The 21,833-nt window shown below is 40.6% G+C and carries 13 protein-coding genes and 1 riboswitch; of the genes, 2 read left to right on the forward strand and 11 right to left on the reverse strand.

Features of this window, described 5'->3' with window-relative positions; translation table 11 throughout:
• Positions 1 to 191 precede the first annotated feature (191 nt).
• Positions 192 to 419, forward strand: a complete 228-nt coding sequence (locus BM107_RS02150; protein ID WP_244278703.1) for a YtxH domain-containing protein — start codon at positions 192 to 194, stop codon at positions 417 to 419.
• Positions 420 to 560: 141 nt separating this feature from the next.
• On the opposite strand, the gene BM107_RS02155 is transcribed toward BM107_RS02150, so the two are convergent.
• Entirely contained in the window at positions 561 to 1,994 is a 1,434-nt protein-coding gene (locus BM107_RS02155; protein WP_090979768.1) for a SusD/RagB family nutrient-binding outer membrane lipoprotein, read from the reverse strand.
• 12 nt (positions 1,995 to 2,006) lie between these two features.
• On the reverse strand, positions 2,007 to 5,171 hold the full coding sequence (locus BM107_RS02160) for a SusC/RagA family TonB-linked outer membrane protein (protein WP_090979771.1): 3,165 nt from the start codon (positions 5,169 to 5,171) through the stop codon (positions 2,007 to 2,009).
• Between the two features lie 315 nt (positions 5,172 to 5,486).
• Positions 5,487 to 5,593, reverse strand: a riboswitch (SAM riboswitch).
• A gap of 137 nt (positions 5,594 to 5,730) precedes the next feature.
• On the opposite strand from BM107_RS02160, the gene BM107_RS02165 reads away from it, so the two are divergent.
• Positions 5,731 to 6,999, forward strand: coding sequence for a peroxiredoxin family protein (locus BM107_RS02165; protein WP_090979773.1), 1,269 nt, complete (start codon positions 5,731 to 5,733; stop codon positions 6,997 to 6,999).
• Positions 7,000 to 8,362: 1,363 nt separating this feature from the next.
• Here BM107_RS02165 and BM107_RS02170 read toward each other — a convergent pair.
• From BM107_RS02170 to BM107_RS02210, 9 genes are all read right to left on the reverse strand, one after another.
• Positions 8,363 to 10,039, reverse strand: coding sequence for a S1C family serine protease (locus BM107_RS02170; protein ID WP_090979775.1), 1,677 nt, complete (start codon positions 10,037 to 10,039; stop codon positions 8,363 to 8,365).
• A gap of 26 nt (positions 10,040 to 10,065) precedes the next feature.
• Positions 10,066 to 11,199 carry a TlpA disulfide reductase family protein gene (locus BM107_RS02175; protein ID WP_166672298.1) on the reverse strand — a complete coding sequence of 378 codons (1,134 nt, stop codon included), beginning with the start codon at positions 11,197 to 11,199 and terminating at the stop codon, positions 10,066 to 10,068.
• Between the two features lie 388 nt (positions 11,200 to 11,587).
• A complete protein-coding gene (locus BM107_RS02180; protein ID WP_159435179.1) occupies positions 11,588 to 13,006 on the reverse strand; it encodes a PKD-like family lipoprotein in 1,419 nt (472 codons plus the stop codon).
• 10 nt (positions 13,007 to 13,016) lie between these two features.
• Positions 13,017 to 13,826 (reverse strand): DUF4843 domain-containing protein, encoded by an 810-nt coding sequence (locus BM107_RS02185; RefSeq protein WP_090979781.1) that lies wholly within the window; start codon positions 13,824 to 13,826, stop codon positions 13,017 to 13,019.
• Positions 13,827 to 13,856: 30 nt separating this feature from the next.
• Entirely contained in the window at positions 13,857 to 15,347 is a 1,491-nt protein-coding gene (locus BM107_RS02190) for a RagB/SusD family nutrient uptake outer membrane protein (protein WP_090979783.1), read from the reverse strand.
• A 34-nt stretch (positions 15,348 to 15,381) separates the two neighbouring features.
• Entirely contained in the window at positions 15,382 to 18,714 is a 3,333-nt protein-coding gene (locus BM107_RS02195; protein ID WP_090979785.1) for a SusC/RagA family TonB-linked outer membrane protein, read from the reverse strand.
• 276 nt (positions 18,715 to 18,990) lie between these two features.
• Positions 18,991 to 20,109, reverse strand: coding sequence for a FecR family protein (locus tag BM107_RS02200; protein ID WP_090979787.1), 1,119 nt, complete (start codon positions 20,107 to 20,109; stop codon positions 18,991 to 18,993).
• A gap of 145 nt (positions 20,110 to 20,254) precedes the next feature.
• Positions 20,255 to 20,869: an RNA polymerase sigma factor gene (locus tag BM107_RS02205; RefSeq protein ID WP_244278704.1), complete on the reverse strand. Its 615-nt coding sequence runs from the start codon at positions 20,867 to 20,869 to the stop codon at positions 20,255 to 20,257.
• A gap of 392 nt (positions 20,870 to 21,261) precedes the next feature.
• The gene (locus BM107_RS02210) at positions 21,262 to 21,828 is read right to left on the reverse strand and encodes a biliverdin-producing heme oxygenase (protein WP_090979790.1); all 567 of its coding nucleotides are present in this window, start codon (positions 21,826 to 21,828) and stop codon (positions 21,262 to 21,264) included.
• Positions 21,829 to 21,833 lie beyond the last annotated feature (5 nt).

Below are 21,833 nucleotides of genomic sequence, written 5' to 3' on the forward strand. Positions count from 1 at the left end.
CCGAAATATATAAATTTAATGGAGATAATTGATAAAAATTTAAGAATGATCGCCCATTCTACTTTATTGTTATCATTAGCTGCTTCACCAACAGAAATTATTTAAGCATTAGTGATCTGCCACATGGTAACATCCGGCAGCACCTAAACAACAGTTATTTAGCATTGGCTAAAACTTTTAGCGACGTCAAAATGTTATTTAAAAAAACAGAAAAGAACATGGGAATTTTAAGAACAGCCATTATTGGCGCAGCAGTATATGCAGGCGTAAAATATATCACGAAAAAAGATCCAATTACCGGACAATCAATCGTTGACGAATTATTAGATCATGCTCCACAGTGGGCCGACAAAGCAAAAGGTTATACTGAAGACCTGAAAAGCAGGGTAAGTAACGCCGCTGAAGATTTGGCGAGATGAATACCTGAGAAAAATAAGGAGCCCGAAGAGGCTAAATATTTATTTCTCTGATCAATAAAAAAGTCCCGATTCAAAACCGGGACTTTTTTTTTAGTGTCAGATGGTAACATCTGACACCACAGATCGGGTGAGATCTTGGGATTAAAAAGCATCAAACCAAAGTTTGGTAGTTAATAAGTCTGCTCCCTGACTGCTTACCGCATTTTTATAATTCTGCCCGTTTAACGATTGCTCTGTTCCGGGATAGATAAAACGTACAGGAATTTTACCATTCAACACCGTATTTACAGAAGCTGTTAACTGTGGATAATCTAACCTTCTCTGTTCTGCCCAGGCTTCTAATCCCTGACCAAATAAGGCTAGCCATTTTTGCTCTCCAATTGATTTTTTATAATTGGTAGCATTATAAACTACTCCAGATTGCCTGATGTATTCTTCAACTACAGTGCCACCAATATTATACTGTAAAAAAGATGCCCTGATGGCCTGCTTGTATAAATCTTCAGCATCTTCGGCAGTGAAACCTCTTGCTGCTGCCTCTGCCCTATCAAAAAGCAATTCTGCATAACTAAAAATTACCGCCGGAGCCTTGGCATCTAAAAAGTAAGCACCAGGTTTAGAAGAATTTGCCAAACCTATTGCACTTGCTTCAGAGTTGGTAGAACCATTTGGAATCCCCACATAAACCTGCGGCGTAACGTTTTCCGTTTTACTGGCATAAACGGGTAACCTTGAGTCGTTTAGTGAAAACAGTTTATCAACAATGGTTTTACTGATCCGGTAATCATTCCTGGTTTCAAATGAAGCGGCTACCGGGTTCTGCTGAGGCGATGCATCATATTTAAATATGGCATTTTCTGAATTGCTGCTGATGTAACCACCACCTTCTGCCTGTATTTCATCAATTACCTGTTTAGCTTTTGCCGGATCTTTATCTGCAATACGCAAGGCGATACGAAGCCTCAATGAATTGGCAAACTTTTTCCACCTGGCAATATTGTTGCTATAAATCACATCACCGGCAATCACCTTTCCTGCAGGGTCTAGAGCCGCTTGCGCAGATTTCAAATCGCTTAAAATACCATAATAAACATCTTTTTGTTTATCGTAAACCGGGGTAACAAACTGTTTTATTTTCCCGGCCTGCGAGTAGGGAACATCGCCATAAGCATCCGTAAGCAATAGAAATGTCCATGATCTTAAGATAAGTGCAACACCTTTATAGTTCGAATTTCCCTGTGCATCTCCCAATTCGATAATTTTATTAAAACCGGCAATACTCTGGGCATAGCCTGTTGACCATAGTGCGGTAAAACTACTGTTTGAGTAAATAAAACGGTCTTCTTCTGTATACTGTACCTTGGCCCATTGCTGCGCAAACAGCAAACTGGAATTCATGTTATTGGTTACGCCCCAATAGGTATCTGCTGTTGCCTTGGTAGTTCCGGTAAGCAAATAATCTGGCTGCGCAATTTCTGGTGCATTGGGGTTAATATTCACCTCATCCAGCTCTTTTTTGCATGATACAAAGGCAATTGCCAAAATGGCCAGTATATATAGTTTTTTATTTTTCATGATGTAAATATTTTAAAATTTAACATTGAGGTTGATACCATAACTGCGGGTGCTTGGATTTGATAAGCTCTCTAAACCCTGACCATTACCAGTATTAAAGGCCACTTCCGGGTCGATATCAACCGTATTGCGATGGATAATCCACAGGTTACGGCCAACAAGCGATACCGAAACGCCTTGTAAACTTAACGGACGCAGCCATTTGGCAGGCAGGCTATAGCTTAATTTCACCTCACGGAGTTTTACATAAGACGCATCGAAAATATTTGCTTCATCTATATTTCTAAAGGTTTTGTAATACTGCTGAGCAGGTAATATCTTCTCGTTGCGTTTGCCATCAGCCGTTACGCCATCAAAAATAATCCCATCATCATACACCGTAACGCCCGTAGGAGCAGTTCCATTTACACGAACTGTTCCATTGGCTTTATTGTTATCTGGATAATAATATGAAATACCGCCATACTCAGCTGCCCTTCCCGGAAGTGTGTAAGCCAAAACGCCGGTATAAGTTCCTGTGGCGTAAGTTCCATTGTAAATAGAACCGCCAAAACTGGCATCAACCAATACACCTAAACTGATACCTTTATAACTAAAAGTATTGTAAACGCCCCCAATCCAATCCGGCGTATATTTGCCCAACACCTGCTTGGTTGGATTAGTGGCAGGTGCGCCCGTAGCGTTAACAATGATGTTGCCATTGCCATCTCTCAAAAACGCTGTCCCGAACAACGATCCATAAGGCTGACCTACCGTTGCAATTACCTGGGCCGAATTTGTGGCCACCACATAATTGGTCAGCAGTTTTTCAGCATCAAGTTCAATTACCCTGCTTCTGTTTGCCGCAAAATTGAAATCTACATCCCAGGTAAAGGCTTTTTTAACAGGGGTGATGCCTAATTGTGCTTCAATCCCTTTGTTGTTGATTTTTCCGGCATTCAATAATTTCGAACTAAAACCTGTACTCTGGCTTACATCAGCAGCTAAAATCTGGTTGTAACTATTGGTATTGTAAGCACTGAAATCAAAACGTAATCTTTTATTCAAGAAAACTGCTTCCAGCCCTAATTCTGTAGAAGTAGTTGTTTCAGGCTTTAAGTTAGGATTCAGGTCGATAGCACCAGTGGTAAGCTGAGGATTACCATAAAACGGCGCACTGAACACATAGGTATTGATTAAGCGGTAAGGATCTGCATCTTTACCCACTTTAGACCAACCACCTCGTATTTTTAAATAGTTAAGGGCTTCGCTTTTAATATCGAAAGCTTCTGTAGCCACAAAACTTCCATTAAATGAAGGGTAAAAATATGACCTGTTCTGTGCAGGTAAAGTAGATGACCAATCGTTACGTGCCGTAATGTTGGCAAAAAGGTAATTTCTGAAACCGATCTGTCCGGATGCATAGACACTGTAGGATTTTAAACGCGACAGGTTATTGGATGAAACCAGGGGATCGCGAGAGTTTTTTAGGTTGTAAAGTCCTGCAATAGCCAGTTTAGGCGCGCTCTGGTCGTTTTGCTCGATGTACTGTCTACGGATATTGCCACCTCCCAATAATTCTAAGCTAAAATCTTCATTTAATTGTTTATTGAAGTTTAAGGTTGCGTCGGTGTTATTTTCGTTTACGGTAAAGGCACTTTCGGTATAAGAACCAAAGGGTGTTCCATTGGTACCATAGGCGATTCTAACCTTACGCCTGTCATTGTAGTAATCCGTTCCAGTTCTGAAATTGAAATCAAGTCCATCTATAATTTTATAATTAAGCGCTAAACTCCCAATAATCCGGTTACGGTTTTGCGACACCGTATTTTCATAAGCTACCCAATATGGATTGCTATAATAGCTATTGTTCCAGTTAAATGTTTTTCCATTTTCATCCAGATAGTTTTTCAGCTGGTTAATATCCACCTGACGGCCAAACCAGGTAAATTGCAACATGGTACTGGTTGATCTTGAACCGCCTGTACCCGGCAAATTATCAGAACTCAACTTGCTGTAATTTGCATTAGCCGTTAAAGTAAGTTTTGGTGTTATTTTTAAAGAGGTATTTAATACGAATGAATTTTTGCCCTGTCCGGAATTAGGCACAATCCCAACCTGTTTCAGGTTATTGTAAGCAATACGGTAATCATATTTTTCGCCTGCATCTGCAACAGATATACTATTATTTAGCGAATATCCGGTTTGAAAGAAATCGCGGACATTATCAGGATGGGCTACGAACGGAACCGCTACGCCTTTTGAAAAAAACTGTGGAATTAATCTGCCGTCCATTTTTGGCCCCCAGCTCTCATCTACCCCATCATTAATGCCTTTACCAGCACCATCCACGTAACTGAACTTACCTTCCGATCCCTGTCCAAAAGCATTTTGATAAACCGGCAGGGTAAGCAAAGTTTCCAGTACGGCATTGGAGTTAACCTCAATGCCCAATCCTTTTTTCGATTTACCAGTTTTAGTTTTGATAAGAATTACCCCTGCGGCAGCCCTCGAACCGTATAATGCTGCTGCGTTTGGTCCTTTTAATACACTAATTGATTCAATATCCTCTGGATTGATATCTGAAATAGCATTTGCATAATCCCTTGCACCTGCAGAATTTAACTGCGAGTTATCTACCGGAATCCCATCAACCACAAATAAAGGCTGGTTATTTCCAGCTATAGAGGTTTCCCCTCTGATGACCACACGTGATGAGCCCATGCTCCCCTGACTATTGGTTACCCTTACACCCGCAATTTTTCCGGCCAGTGCATTGACCAGATTGGACTCTTTAGCTTCAGACAAATCCTGCCCTTTTAACTCCTGAACAGCATAACCGAGTGATTTTTTCTCTTTGGAAATGCCTAAAGCTGTAACCACCACTTCATCTAACGCATTATCGCTCGATTGAAGAATAACTGAAATTGGCCCGTTTTTACTGATCTGTATTTCCTGGGTTTTAAAACCTATGTATGAAAATACTAATGTGCCCTTTTCAGGTGCATTTATCGAAAAAGCACCCTTGGCATCAGAAATGGTGGTTTGTTTGGTTTCTTTGACGAATATGGAAACACTAGGCAGTGTTTCTCCATCTGCTGATTTTACTGTTCCGGTTATAGCGGTATTTTGAGCAAATCCCAGTTGTACAGCAAAGAGCAGTAAAATAAATGCTATTGATTTTAAAAGTCTGATCATGTATATGTTTAATAATTAGTTAATAGATAAAATTTGGGCAAAACGATTCCTAACGGTGAATCACCGTCTTTTATTAAAAAATGGAATGGTTAGATCAAAAACGCCTGTTAAAATGGAACCATCCTAACAGGACTGGCGCATTCGTAAGTATGCGGAAAGGTTTACAAAAAGTGATGCAGCTCGTCTGTTTTTTTCCATTTGAATGATTTTGTTTAATACATATTTCACTTTCAAGAAAGCATTGAGGCAATAAAAAAAGCACCCCTTAAATCAGAAGTGCTCCGTATATGTTAGATAAGGATTATGCAAACAACTGACTTAACTACCCCGGATTCATCCGGGATGGAATTAGCACCATTTCTAAAAATTAGATGGTTGCTAAGGCTTCACAGGGCCATTCCCTCCGCCTTTCTTGATAAGTATTTTAAAATAACTGGGGCAAAGGTATAATTAATTCCATTTATCCTATAGTTTTTATAGATATTTATTAAAATATTTTTTCTTTGACTATTCCATCCTTATATTTGTCGACTAAATTAGTAGATTAACATACATCCCAATGAATATAAAATCCTTATTAACTGCCGCACTGGCCATATCAACCTCCATAACCTTTGCTCAGGATCAGGCAGTTTTAGCCAATAACCAACAGACAAAGGCCAAAGAAAAAAAAACAAAGGCATTCGTTGCGCTGGGCAACTGGCGCGGTGTGGCGAAAGTAAAGGAGGGACTTGAAATCCCTTTCAATTTTGAAATCAATGAAAAAAGTGGTCAGCAGAAATTGTATTTCCGCAATGCGGAAGAAAGTTTTGAAGGTGGTGTGGTCAAACAAACAGCCGATTCAATTTTTGTTAAACTGGATCAGTTTGATAACGAACTGGCATTTGCAATAGATGGCGACCGGTTAACGGGAGCTTTACGCAAACAGGATAAATCCGGAAAACCATTAATCATTGATGCCGAACGCAAAAACTATCGTTTTAAAGCAGACAGACCTGCATCAGCCGACTATTCAGGAAGCTATGATGTAATTTTTACCGCTCCAAATGGCAAAGAAGAAAAAACAGTAGGCCTGTTTAAACAAAAAGGAAACAAACTCACCGGAACTTTCCTCCGTGTAACCGGTGATTCGCGCTATCTTGAAGGTATTGTAGAGGGGAATGGATTTCAGCTTTCGAGTTTCATCGGCTCCTCTCCTGCTTACTACAAAGGAACTTTCGGTGCAGATGGTACTTTAAAGGGCGAGGTTTTAAGCGCAAGAGGCAGCCAGCCTTTTAGCGGGAACAAAAATAAAGATGCAGCCCTGCCTGATCCTTATCAACTCACCTACCTGAAAAAAGGATACAAAACACTCGATTTCAGTTTCCCTGATGTAAATGGTAATAAGATTTCGTTAAAGGATGAAAAATACAAAAACAAAGTAGTGATTTTAACCATTACCGGAAGCTGGTGTCCTAACTGCGTTGATGAAGCTACTTTTATGGCGCCATGGTATAAAAAGAATAAAAACCGCGGTGTAGAAATTATCGGTTTGCATTACGAGCGTTCTACTGAACCTGAATATGCCAAAAAAGTAATGGGCCGTTTCCGCGAACGATTTGGTATCGAATACGATCAGGTTTTGGCCGGAACAGCCGATAAACAGGCAGTATCTGAATCATTGCCTGCACTTGATTCTTTTTTATCTTTCCCAACCACCATTATAATCGATAAACAGGGAAATGTGGCCCAAATCCATACCGGTTTCAACGGCCCGGCTACTGGTAATTTTTTTGATGAATTTGTGAAAGAATTCAATACTGAAATTGATGCGCTGTTGAAGAAATAAGCATCATAACTCACTCACTATATGCCATTCTGGACGAAGTGAAGAATCTTTTAATATAAAATATTAACATTGGTCGGTGAGACACCGACCAATAAAAGAAATTAATAGAATGATCGTCATTGCGAGAAGGCTTTTTCAGCCGACGAAGCAATCTTTTTAATAAGGATAGCCACTAGCTTGAAAGATTTCTTCGGCGATCCTTTACTCAGAACGATTTTTGAGATTTTGATCATTTTTTGGAAAGCAGTTGTAGTGTCTTTTGGTTCCGGCAGTCCTTCTTTTCGCTTCTATCTTTTTGTGAACGTAATTGTGTGATGATAAGCTCTGCAGCAAAAAGGATAGCCGCTACAATAAGGTTTATTGAACAAAGGTCTTTACAGGGAATAAAATAACGTTTCATACTTTGGTTTGTTCTTAACAGTAACCGCGTCTTTAGCCCCGGGCGAAGCGGCATACCTCAAGCGCAGCGAGGGGATATAGCGAAGCACGGGAACAATCTTTAATCGTCGCGAATGGCCCTGCGCTCCAAAAAATGTATCACTATTTCTATTTAAACATTGGTCGGTGAGGCGACAACTAATAGAAATTCTTAAATTATTTCTTAGCTGTCATTCTGAACGCAGTGAAGAATCTTTAACGTAAAAAGGCGTGAAGTTTCGTTTTTGGAAAGCAGGTGCAGTGCATTTCGGTACCGGCAGTCCTTCTTTCCGCTTCTATCTTTTTGTGAGCATACCTCTATAATAAAAAACCGCCGCAACAAAAAGGATAGCCGCTGCAAAAAGGTTTATTAACAAAGGTCTGTACAGGAAACAAAACAACGTTTCATACTTTGTTGGTTGTTCTTAGCACTAACCGCGTTTTTAGCCCCGGGCGAAGCGGCATCCCTGAAGCGCAGCAAAAGGATATAGCGAAGCACGGGAACAATCTTTAATCCGTCGCGAATGGCCCTGCGCTCCGAAAAATGAATGGTTTAGTCTTTGGTTGGTGAGACACCGGCCAATAGAAAAATTTAAATGAAGGTCCTTCGACAGGCTACCATTGACGTTATTTTGTAATTACCTATTAATGAGCAGAATGCGGCATCATGCATTTCCGTATAGCTAGGCCATAGCACCGTATCACCGTTCTACTTAAAACCGGCCTAATAAATTTTTCGGACTGCACTGTTCTAGCCATAACACTGGCTTTGAAAGAAAAATTTTCAGCCGGCATTTTTTGTTACTTTTTGATGCCAAAAAGTAAGAGCCCTTCGGCGGCGGTGAGCCGAGGCAAGAATTGTGCGAAGGAAAAAACGTCAATCATATTGATTTTTATATCATAAATTATCCCTCAGGATGACAGTTTTCAGTTAATTTAATACAGGCTATCTCACATGCTTTAAAACAAAATCAATAATTGTTTTCTTTGGAACCACAACCGTAGTTGTGCGACTAAACCTGGCAATATTGATTCCGTAAAAATGACCTTCCCAATCAAAAACAGGCGATCCACAATCGCTGGCTTGAATAGCGGCATCATGTGTAAAAATAGCATTGAAACCATCTCTTCGCTCTGATTTCCCTCCTTCAAATTTGTCTGCCGGGTGATTGGAAAGGGATTGTCCCCTTCCGTCAAGCTTGAATGTTTTGCTCATTTTACCAGATGCATGCTCCCATTCAAAGGTAACTTCGTCACCTGCCCAATATTTTAAGATTTCGGGAGCAAATTCATTCGCTTTTCTAATCATTTTTCCATTAATGCTGATGAGTTCATCGCCAACTTTTATCCCTGCTCTTTCTGCCGGGCTACCTTCTTTAATTAAGGAAAACTGTACAGGACTAGAATTGTATACCACCATGGCGCCTAAATAAGGCTGACTATTTATTTTTGGTAAGTTAAACAACTCACTACCTAAAACACTACGCATTACCTTGCCAGCGGGAGTCATACTATAAAGCAGTTTACCCATTTCTATTTTAAGGGTATCTGCACTGGCAAGATTCAAATCAATTCCTCCGTTTATATACTGTTCAAGCGCAAATAAGACCAGATCATTTTCCTGATCTTTTCCAATGACCTGAATGGGAATTTTGGTTCCATTCATCTCAAATTTTGCCTCTTCGCCAGCCATCGTATTTTTACTCAGCAAAAACTGTTTTTTAATGCCGCCTGCTGTTTTAACATTTAACAAACAGCCATCAATTTGCTGCTGTTGTCCCTTAAGTATGCTTGTAATAAGGAAACAGGCATTTATCAGTTTCGGAATACCAAAATCAGGATGTAAGGCTTTTTGTCTACTTTCTTTCTGCAGTTGCGGAGACAAAGAATCGACTTCAACAAAATTCGTTTCTTCAGGAAAAGAAGTGTAAAGCACTTCGCTTTTCAAGGCTGTCCAATAACGGCGATAGAGATCAACAGGAATTTCGAAATTCATATCTTCTGAAACATCAATGGCGCTGTGCAGCCCGATTACGCGGCCATGATAATCAAACAAAGGTCCGCCGGAATCACCCGGTTCCATTTTGCAGGTAGAGCGGATAAAACCATATTCATTTTTCACTTCTGCAACATGGCCCAATCTTAAGGTTGGCAGGGCCTGGTTCAGGCTTTCGGGGTAAGAAATACTGATGCAAGGTTCATTTTTGATTAAACTAGCCGAATATCCCATCTCCGCAAACGGATAGGTACCTTTTTCGGTAATTTTCATCAGACCGACATCGGGAATCCCCGGACTTTTTTTATCCTCTATTTTACCCAGTGCTATGGCGATGCATTCTTTTCCGGACGGAAAAAAAACTTTATAATTTTTACCTGGCAAAATGGTGTGTGCAGCCGTCAGGATGTAACCGTCTGCACTTACTACCACGCCACTAAACTGGGCACTTGTTCTTTGGTTCTGCTGTACATCAAAACCCCACATCCGCACGCTGGCCGGGTATGCTTTTTTAACTGCCCGGGTAATGGTACACTGAAATTTCGCTACCTGCTTCTTTTGAGCAGTAACATTTAAGCTAAACAGCAACCCGAAGGTTGCTGTTATGGCCATTAGATAGTTATTCATTATTTTTTATGATTTTGGGCGGTGGCTTAGTTGAAAATTTCAGCAAGCTTTTTGTTTAACGGTTCGCCACGAAGACCATTTCCGATAATCTTGCCCTGTGCATCTACCAGAAAACTGGCAGGTACTGCACGTACTCCATACAAACGGCCCACTTCGTTGTTCCAGCCTTTCAGGTCAGAGACGTGGATCCAGTCTAAACCGTCTTTTTCTATCGCTTCCAGCCAATTCTCTTTCACATGATCCAATGAAACCGAAATAATCTCAAAGCCCTTATCTTTATAAGTTTGATATTGCTTCACCAGGTTCGGATTTTCTGCCCTGCATGGACTGCACCAGCTTGCCCAGAATTCAACCAATACCACTTTTCCTTTAAAACTGGCCAACGAAACGGGCTTGCCAACCACATTGTTCTGGGTAAAAAGAGGTGCTGGATTTCCGATAGCAGTGATGCCACTTGCAGCAATGCGCTGTGCCAATTCTTTACCCATATCAGTTTCCCGGTATTCTTTGTTTAATGCATTAAAAATCGGTTGAACTTTGGCCACATCTACCTTGCTTCCTGCTGCTTCTGAAAGTGCCACCAACGCGAAATAGGAAGTCGGATGTTCTTTAGCAAATTGAAACTGTTTGTCGGTTCTGTTCTGAATATTTTTTCTGAAACGCAGATCTACCGCTTTCATATAGGCGGTATCTTTCTGCTGCTCGGGCGTTCCTCTGTTAAAATCGATATTAACCGCTTTGGTAAGCGCCATAATGGTACCGCCAATGGCTTTATTATAGGCATCGTATTCCTGGTATACCTTTGAACCCGTAAAAACAGCATTATCTAACGAATCTTTTGAACTAATGGTAACCTGCTCTTTCCCAAAGTAAAAGTAAATCACATCACCCGTATAAACGGCCTTGTTTTTACCCGCACCAGTATGATCTAGGGCCATGCGGGCATAGGCATTACCTGAAATATGTCCGGAAAATTTGAAACTTCCGTTAACCAGCGCCACAGAATCTTCATGACTGACACCATTATCCATGTAATCGATATAGGCTTTTGCCGGTGCACCGAGCGTTCCTATTTTGCCGGTTAAACTAAAGTTTGGCGTTTGCGCCCAGCTCAAAGCTGGGTATAAAAGGGCTAATAAAACTATTTTTATATTTTTCATTTGTATTTTTTTTATAATTCTGTTAGGTTGTATTGTTAATTTTAATCAATTGAAAGTGTTAGTTTGAGCTTAGCCTGTACTGAGTTTGACGAGGTATAGAAATGCCTAGAAATACATTTAAACATTTCCTTCGACAACATAACATTGACAGAAATCCAATAGAGTAGCCGTCATCTCGACCGGAGCAACGCGAAGTGGAGAGATCTTTGGAACAGATTATTTAATCAAATTTAAAAGATTTCTCCGTTACGCTACCGATGAAAATCGGTTAGCTTCAGTCGAAATGACGATACTATTCATTTAAATTTACCCGTCAATCATATTTATTTATATAATAAATTACTCAGGATGACAATGCTATATTATAAAACATCCTCAAGGACAAAGGTTATTTTCTAATTGCAACATCTACCGGGCTGCCTGGAACACCTTCAATCTTCTTAATAAATGCACCATTCATTCCAGTTGCGATATTCAAAAAAGTAACGGTTTCTTCTGTTCCTACCATTAAGCTTTCTTCATCCTCGCTAAGTTTTAACATCGAAATTGTTTTTCCTGCAAAACTGGTCGCAAGTTCCCTTAATTCCTCATTTACGGGGTTATAACGATAAACTTTACTGCCATTGGCCATATAGATAACACCATTTTTAGCGCCGCTCCATTTGGTATTTTCATTAATCAGGTCCTGGCGTACAAATAAGCGCTTATGTTGCGGGGTAAAGGTAAATGGCCCGTTAAACTGGACGTTAAACTTGAGTTCATAGATTTTACCATCTGTTCCTTTGCAATAAGCAAAACAATCAGCGTTGTTCAGTTGCTCCAAATGAACCAGGTCCATCCCCACATTCAGCGGATCAAAAACACTGGTAGTTACTGAATATTGGGTACCAAAATACACCGGGGCGCCATACAGATTAATCCGCACAAACTGTTTTCTATTGCGGTCAAATCCGATAAAATAAGTGGCTGACTGCGTGAAACTCATCACAAAAGATGGAGCAAGTTCATAATCACCATCAGCAGGTAAACCGAACATACCGTAAGTAGCTGCCTGATCCCAGGTGCTGGTGGTACCCCCATAAAATTTACCATTCACAACGCCCATCATTACGCCTTGCGGATGTGAGATCAGTGAACCCACTTCCAAATGGTCTGGTGACGTAAAGAAATTATCCTTTAACGTATTTGGATATTTAGGATCCTCCTGCATGGTATTGGGCTCCAGCCTGATGCCGCCGTTTTTGGTAATGATCCAATAACCTAACAAAGTACCGCCGGTAAATGTATTCCTTAGCAGGAACAAATTGGTAGGGTTTGTTGGCAAATCTTTCCCCTGCATGGCCCGGTACAAACGCGCCTGTACACTACCATCTGGCTTTACAAACGAAAACTGAGTGATTCCATTTTCAATGCTTAATACGGTTGTGCCTTTGGCAAATTCAGTTCCTCCGTCAATGTAAAATTTATGGAAATACTTCATCCCGTTTGCTTTGTTGTAAACCGTAAGGCGGGCAGGGTACCTTTTGGCCTGCAAACCGAAAATGATCCTTAACGCAGGGCCGGTATATAAAACATCATTCCCCTCAATTACGCTAATTCTCCATTGAAGCTCTACATTTGCTGCATCAACACCTTCTATTTTGGGTTTGATGATTAAACTGTCGCCAACATTAGCGGTGTAAACAGAATCGAGATTGGCCACTTCAGGCGCTATCGGCATATCGATATCGTAATTGCCCAGGTCTTTATGACATGCGGCCAAAGAAAGTACACCAGTGATGAGTATGATTAATTTTTTAATGTTCATGTTCTTCGAATTAAATAACCTCATTACCATTTTCATCTATAAAATAATATTTACCGTTCTGCATGTTTTTTCTTAAGAGCGTTTTTTTAGCCGGATTGCTTTTATTGTAGAAGTAATAGCTATTGGTATCGCCTGGGGTCACTTCTTCGATAACATAACCTTTGGTGGCATTTTTAACTACCCAGTTAAATGGATTGTTTAACATGGTGGTCAATAAACCGATATAATACAGGTTTTTCGGGGCATCAAGTCCATCGGTAGTAAGCGAAGTCTGCGCAGTTACCAGAATAAACAATTCGTGTTTGGTTCTTGAGTAAGGGGGTAACGGCCAGGTATCCCACCAGCCTGGTTTTTCCAATTTGGATGAGAATACTACTTTGGCCCTGATTAAGTAAGGGTTTTCGATACCCAGATCCGGCGTTCCGGTTAGTTTGATCAGTATTGAAACCGATCTGTTTTCCAGTTGCCGGTCTTTATTATAAATCACCACCGGAATATAACCTATTCCTTTATTCGGAAGAATAGAATATTGCGGTTTCAAAGCCTCATAATGTAAGCCCGGCGTAGCGGTAGAAGAATCGGCCTCTACGCGCGCAATGAATTTGCGATCTGAATTGGTTCTGATGCCAGATAGGCGTACCGGCAGCCATACGGTATCCTGCGCCAGTGTAGGGTTATAGGCAAATGTTCTTACGATGCTGTCTTTATCTCCGTTGTAAATATCGAAGTACACATTTGCGCTATGATCGAAACGCATTTCTTCTGCTTTCTTGCAGGAAGCCAGACAAATGATTGCGAATATTAATATGTATATTTTCATAATTTTCGATTAATAAAAATTCAAATTGTTTTACCTTCCTCCATAAACCACCTCATCGTTAGGGAGAGGAAGTACAAAAATGTTATCGGAAGCCGGAATGATTACCCCGGTCTGGCCAACAATACCTCTATTTAGCCTTTTATACATGTAAAACAACTGGCCTTCTGCCAACCATTCCTTACGTGCATCTTTAAGCAGTTCTTTTAATAGGTCTTCTTCACTATTGATGGATAAAGGATCACCAATCTGTCTTGCTTCGCGAACCTGCTTAAGGTAATTTACAGCTTCGGCTGGATTACCTGCATATGAACATTCGGCGGCGATATAATACATTTCACTAAGCCTGATGGCAGGAGCCATTAAATAATGTAGGTTTGCATTTGCTTCAGCGCTTAGCGGATTTCGACGGTATTTAACAATATCGTAAGATCGTGATGATTGGTTCGAGGTGGCAGACAACCAATATTTATAACGCGAGTCGCTTGCGCCAGCGGTAGCCTTTTCATAAATATAATCCGCAGCATCTTCAATAAGGTAAAAGCCCCTTGTACCACTTTGAAACCAATTATCTTTGATTTCTTTTGCAGCGCCCGGTATATACCATCCGAAAACAAGTTCTTTGTAAAGAATCCGGTCTTTTTTGGAATCTTCGAACGCCTCAAAATCACTCTTTGCCGTCCAGGGGAATTTTTTGGAGTCAATTACTTCTTTTGCATTCTGTAAGGCTTTAGCTTTATCATTTTTATAAAGATATACCCGGGCAAGCGTACCACATACGGCAAAATAATTTAAACGGTGCCTTCTGTTCTGTAAAAACAGACTTGGGTTGCGCTCTTCCGTATTTTTGAGTGTATCCGTAACTAAAGGATAGTTTACAATATATCCGGCACTGCGGATCGGATCGACCGTTAACAACTGTTTAGCCTGCTCCAGATCTTTAATAATGAGATCGATCGTTTCTGACACAGTTGAAACTGGCGTAATCTCTTTGGTATATTTATTTGCATACGGAATGCCTTTAGCGGTGGGATTTCTAAGGTAAGAAGGAGCAAAAAGACGTAATAAGTCGAAGTGCAGATAAGCCCGTAATGCAAGCGCCTCTCCTTTTACAATGGCATAATTATTGCCGCTAAAAATGTTCTTTTTTGCATCCACATTTTCCAGAATCAGGTTACAGTTTACAATTGCATTGTATAAACCAGCCCAAATTTTGTCCTTCCGTTTAATAAATTCGCCATGTTTATAGTTGTATAGCGAGGTTTGCCTGTAATCCTGACCATCATCACGCATCGAAAAATTTTGTGCCAGTACTTCTGTTGTACCAAAGGTAAGTTCCTTGCCATACAAATCTGATTCGGTACTGCGGTTGTATACGCCGTTTATGGCTTCCATAAAACCACTTTCGGTACTGAATAAAATGGGTGCCGCGATTTCTGATTCCGGCTCAACTTCCAGCCATTTTTTGCAGGAGCTCGCTAATCCTGCTATTAAGATGAGGCAGATCAACAATCTAATCTTCATATTTTTATATTTTAAATCCGTTAATTAATATCGCTTAGAAAGCTGCTCTGATAGAGAAGGTTAAACTCCGGGTAAATGGATAGTTAATCCCTCTTTCTTCTTTTACCGATGACCAACGCAGCACATCATTTGCGGTTACCTGGAACATCAGGCTCGACATCGACAATTTGGATGCGATTTTTTTATTCATATCATAAGAAAGGTTAACTGACTGCAGGTTGATCAGGTTATCAGGTTGTATGAATCTTGAGCTGACATCTGTTTCGCCGTTATCTGCTATGTTCTTATAAAAAGATAAGTCGCCGGGTTGCTTCCATTTCTCTTCAAACACCCTTTTATCTACATTATATCTTGGGTCGGCATTTTCAACACGTTCAACCAGGGTGAGGTTATATTTATCGCCTCCAAAAAACGTTTGGAACTGTACATAGAGGCTAAACCTCCTGTAGTTAACGGTTCCGCCAAAGTAGCCGCTTACTTTCGGGTTAGGATCGCCAATTACCACATAATCTCTTTTATCATAATCGTACGTTAGCGTGCCATCTTTTTTGATATATAATTCCCGTCCATTTTCCGGATCAATGCCTAATGAGCGTACCCCATAAATGGCATTAAATGGCTGCCCTTCACTAAACCGAAGCAATGGAATCCCACGGTAACCTCCGTCACCCGGCTTTAATGATTGCAGTTCATCTGCCCTGTCGTTGTATTTCTTTAAAGCATTTGAGATTCTGACAACCTTATTCTTATTGGTAACCATATTGGCATTCAGGTTTACCGACCACTCTTTGCTTCTTACCGCCTCAACGTTTATACCCAGCTCAGCGCCTTTGTTCTCCATGTCGCCAAGATTTTCTTTATAAGACAAAAACCCTGTTGACGGTGGCAATGTAATATCGGCCAGAATATCTTTGGTAAACTTTTTATATATCCTGGGCAAAATCATTACGCGGTCTTTAAACAAGCCAATGTCTACACCGATATCGGTCATCCTGGTTTTTTGCCAGCCCAGATTTTCATTACCATAACTGTTTACATTGGCGCCTATGCCTGATGAATACCAGTTTCCGGTGTTATACTTATAAATGGTTTTGGATAAATAAGGATCAAATTCTACCGAACCGGTTAGCCCTGTAGATGCCTTTATCCTCAGCTGGCTGATTACTGGGTTATTCTTCAGAAATTCTTCCTGATGTACGTTCCAGCCTAATCCGAACGACCAGAACGGAGCGAGTTTATTGTTTACACCAAATTTTGACGAACCATCAATACGAACGGTCCCGTCCATCAGATAGCGGTTTTTGTAGGAGTAGTTTACTGTAAAAAACGAACCGAATAAACGGGCCTTTTCCAGCCTGCTCTGTGGTTTTCCATCTTCAGCATAACCTTTGGCAAAGCCAATGCTGGTAAAACGATCGTTGGCAAAGCCTACAGCCGTGAATTCTTTCTGATCGCGCAATTCTGTACGGGCATTCACACCCACCAGGGCATTAAAATAATTTCCACCGATCTGTTTTAACCAGGTTAACCTGATGTTACTGTCCCAATAGGTTTCTTTCATTTCCCTGTTGGTATACTCCCCTTTTTCATCAATTTTATCGGTGGTATACAGGTAATATTTATTGGCTTGCGGCGAGGTGAAGATATCATCAGAATTAGCTCGTGTAGTTAAACTCATTTGCGCCCTCAACCTCAGGTCTTTTGCCACTTCTAAATCGGCGGAAAGGTTATCAATAATTTCGGTGTATTTGGATTTATTGAAACTGCTCAAACTGGCATCGAACAACGGGTTAAATACATACTCTTTTGATCTGTCCTGCTTTTCGTATACGTCCGAAATCCTCATGGCCATACCATTGGCATCTTTTAAGGGATAATAAGGATTCATCCTTACATAATTGGAAAAATCGCCATAGGGAGATTCTGTAGCACCCACTTGTGTTACGGATAATTCATTTCTGAACTGAAGTTTTTTCACATTGTATTGAAAACTCATTCCACCCGAATACTGATCTCTTTCAGATCCTTTCATCGCTCCGGGCCTGTTTTGGTAGCGAAGGTTTACATTGTACCGAAATGCCTGCGAACCGCCATCAAGATTTACAGCATGTTTATGACCTATAGTATTGCGCAGCGGTTGTGACAACCAGTAACTATTTACCCCACCAACAACATTGGCTTTTTTATGGTAATAAATTTCATCCAGCTGATCTTGGGGCACCTGTTGTTTAGAAGAGCTATATAACCCGGCCAAAACTTCGTAATCCAGTTTTTCAGCCGCATTTAAAACCTGGTAATCGGTCAGGTCTGCCGCAGTAAGATTCAGTTCGTAGTTATATTCTACACGCAGTTTACCTTCCAGTGGCGTTTTAGTGGTAATTACAATTACACCATTGGCCGCGCGCGAACCGTAAATTGCCGTTGCAGCAGCATCTTTTAAAGAGGTGACCGATGCAATCCGGTTCACGTCAAGATCAAATACTTTTTGCACGCTCACTTCATAGCCATCCAGCATAAAAACCGGCATGTTCGCCGTTCCAAGAATATCATCTCTTCGCAGCACCTGGCCGTCACCGCTGGGCAGCGCAGAAGCTCCCCTCACATTGATGGAAGGAATCCGGTTGGGGTTTGAACCCGCGAGGTTATTGTCAATCAGCTTAAAGGAGGGATCGAAAGTGCCGATACTTTGCAGCAAATTCTGTGGATTTACCCTTCTCAGCTGTTCTCCGGATATGGTTACTGCATTACCGGTGTAGTTGTCCTTTTTAATGGTTTGATAACCGGTAACCACCACATCGTTCATCTGGGTCATCTTCGAAGTAAGCTTAACGTTTAACGTTTTAGTACCTGAAACCTTGGTTTCAAATAACTCATAGCCTACATAACTGAAAACCAAAATGCTTCCATCATCAACATTGACTTTGAATTCACCTTTTTCATTCGTGATGCCTACACTTGCACCGTTTTTAACCGAAACGTTAACGCCAGGAAGGGTTTCGCCAGTAGCCTTATCAGCAACCACACCCCATACCTCGATTTTTACTGCTACCCGCGTTGCAACAACCGGTAAATTTTCTTTCGGGCTGATTACGATGGTTTTGTTAACAATGTTAAAACTCAGATTTTGATCTTTTAAAGAAGCATTCAGTGCATCGGTGAGTGATGTGTTATTAAACTCAACCGTTACATCAGGTTTATCCTGCAGCAATTGCCCCTTATAAAAGAAAAAATAGCCTGTTTGCTTTTTGATCTCTTTAAAAACCTGTTTAAGCGAGGTTTTTCTTCGAGAGAGCGTTACTGTTTGCGAATAGGTGGCTGCCGATAAATGTAAGGCACCTACCAATAGTAAGATTGCAGTCAATTTCATGACCAATAAAATTTTAGTCTTTACCCTCCGCATGTCGCACACGGGGTTGTAAAGGGTAGTTAATTTCATACCTTTGTTATGAATGAGGTTAAAAAATAGCAGCTGGGTTTCGAAGCAAGCTGCTTGTCCAAATTTCTACCGGAAGCGTTGCTGCGCTTTCGGTTTTTTTTAAGGTATTCCGTTTAAATTTCTGGTAGTTTTTTCATCATAAAGTTTAGTTAGTTTGTGAATTGGTTGGTTGATTTTTGTGGCTGTTTAAAGAAAAGCCATTCTTATTTAATTTCCTGTTATGGTTAGCACCTTGCCTCGAGCATCAATATGAACGTGGTTAAGTTCCAATATTTGAAAAACCTCCGCCAGGTTGCTGTTTCTTGGTATTTCTCCTACGTATTTTTCCGATGTAATTTTGCCCTGATAAACTACATCTACATCATACCAACGTGAAATCTGGCGCATAATGCTCTGCAGATCGTCGTTATCGAAAGCGAAAACATTATTTTTCCAGGCCATTTCTTTATCTATATCTACCTGCTCATTCAGCGATAACCTGGCACCGGTTGCATTTAATAACGACTGCTCGCCCGGGTGTAGAGTTACCGAACCCGATAGTGTACTCACTTTTACGGCGCCTTCTAACAGCGTAGTTTTTACAACAGTTTCATCTCTATAGGCGTTGATATTAAAATGCGTACCTAGAACTTCAACCATTTGTGCCGCTGTTTTTACCCTGAAAGGACGCGCACGATCCTTTGAAACCTCGAAATAGGCTTCGCCATTTAACTCCACCAGTCTTTCATTTTTTGCAAAAGCATACGGATATTTTAATGTTGTGGCTGCGTTCAACCAAACTTTCGTTCCGTCAGGAAGATTTACCTGATATGTTCCCCCACGTGGTGTAGCAATGGTATTTGATCCGGTTACCGTTGCATTCGGGATTTCTTTAATGATGTATTCGAGCTGACCGTTTTTTGCTTTCCTGATCACAATGCCGCTCTGATCCGCAATCTGACCGTTTTTAGCATCATCCAGGTTAACAACAGTTCCATCCGCCAGCGTAAGCACTGCTTTGTTTCCACCTGGAAGTATATTTTTCAATTCGGTTTTTGCCGTTAAAGGAGCAGCATTATGCCGCGTAACAAAGTATAACCCAACGCTAAAGCATAAAATGATGCTTGCAGCGACTGCAACCCATTTAACAGTAACTAATTTTAATGATTTTCGGCCACGGTTTAAGCGGTTCCAAACTTCCTTTTTGCTTGCTGCTATAAGGGAATGTTGGGGTACATTTTTTTCAAATGGTAATTGTTGATACCAATCTTCCACAACAGCCATCTCCTCCGGCGTACAATTACCTGAAATGTACTTATCTAAAAGCCTTCTAGCATTTTTTTCCATTGAAAAAGATTTGTTTGGTCTGATTAATGTATATACGGCGAAGGTATAGGCCTGGGGGTATCAGTAAATTATTTTTTTTTAAAATAATTTCTTGACAGCCTCAATTAAACAAAAAAAGGCATGGATTAATTATACCAAAAGAACATTAGTGATAATTTTTAAATAGAAAAGCCACATAAATAACCAGTCCTAATCTCGATTTGAGAATTCGAAGTGCTTTTTTAACCTGTGTTTTAACCGTTAATTCAGAAAGACCTAATTCCATGGCAATTTCTTTATGAGATTTATTTTCTTTACGGCTCAGAATAAAAATTTCGCGCATTTTGGGCGGCAAAGCATCAATTTCCTGTTCTATTAACCTAGCCATCTGTTTTTCACGCACCATATAATCGGTCAGTACATGATCCTGATCGATATAATCCTGCAAAGAATCAACGTATCTGTTTTCTACTTTTTGATGTGCAAATACATCCAGCACACGGTTACGTACGGCGGTATACAAATAGGCTGACAGGTTACCATCAGGCGCTACCTGCATACGTTTAACCCAAAGCGATTCGAACAATTGGTGCAAAACATCTTTCGCTTCTTCTTCATCATTTAAACGCCTGCTTGCATGGATAAAAAGTAATCCATAAAAGCGGTTGTAAATTTCGGTAAAGGCAAGCTCATCACCCTGAGTTAACAAGTATGCCAATTCGCTGTCAGAGTATGAACGGTAAACACCCATAGAGATCAACACAAAGATAGTACAATACAATCGGTTTCATTGTATCACGCTGGCTGTTATCGCTCTAATTAGCTTTTGTTTTCATTTTTTTACATGGCATCGCCCTATTTTGGGACAGGCACTAAATGAATCCGATTTAAAATCGGGATACTGCCTCTTGGGTTTAGGAGCAAGTTTATTCACCCTTCCAACTTTAATATAAAACGCAGCCGAGGCCACTTAGCCCCGGTTGCAGCATTACCCTGCAGCAACGAGGTACGAGGCAGCGAAGCGTAAAAAGCAAAAGACGGGAACACACTCCCCTACATATAAAGGCCTTGCGCTCCCAATCAAGATGAATCACTAACGCTTTTAAAAGATTATTGTTCAACTACTGTAAATGGGAGAATCAATTTTCTTCAGGGCTATTTCATCACTTTAGATTAAACCGTATCTGCCTTTTCTTTTTCGAAAACATAGGCAAAGTGTTTAAAGGTTTCATTTGCAGCGTTGATGGCCTGTTCTTTTTCTTGTTCAGTTTTGGCATGCGCATTTAAAACAGCAATAAAATTGCCCCACATCATTCCTGTAGCCTCACCATAGCCGGAAAAGAAAGAAACGCCCTGGTTAACCCCTCCTTTTTCGAGCATTTTTACAATGATGCTTCCCCCCATGATCGAACCTTCCAGTACGTATAAAGCGCCTAATGCCTGCACCGTATTTTCAATTTTTGGTACCGTTGTATAAGGTAGCCCGGAGATATCGCTACCAAGTTCCAAAATATCAGCTTTGATATACTTCGAATTTCTACGCTGCGCATAATCAGGCAGGACGGATTCGGTAATATATGGTTTGATGGTTTCTTCAATATGGCTGAAATAAGCATAAAAATGTTTCAGGAGATCCGCATAATCTACGTTGTTCCTGATGGCTCTTAACTTCAAAACAACCTGTTTCTCTAAGTTTTGATGTGCAACTTTGGTAGCCTCTTTAATATTGGTACTTAACATGTGCT

This window comes from Pedobacter suwonensis, assembly GCF_900111825.1.
GTDB lineage: Bacteria > Bacteroidota > Bacteroidia > Sphingobacteriales > Sphingobacteriaceae > Pedobacter > Pedobacter suwonensis.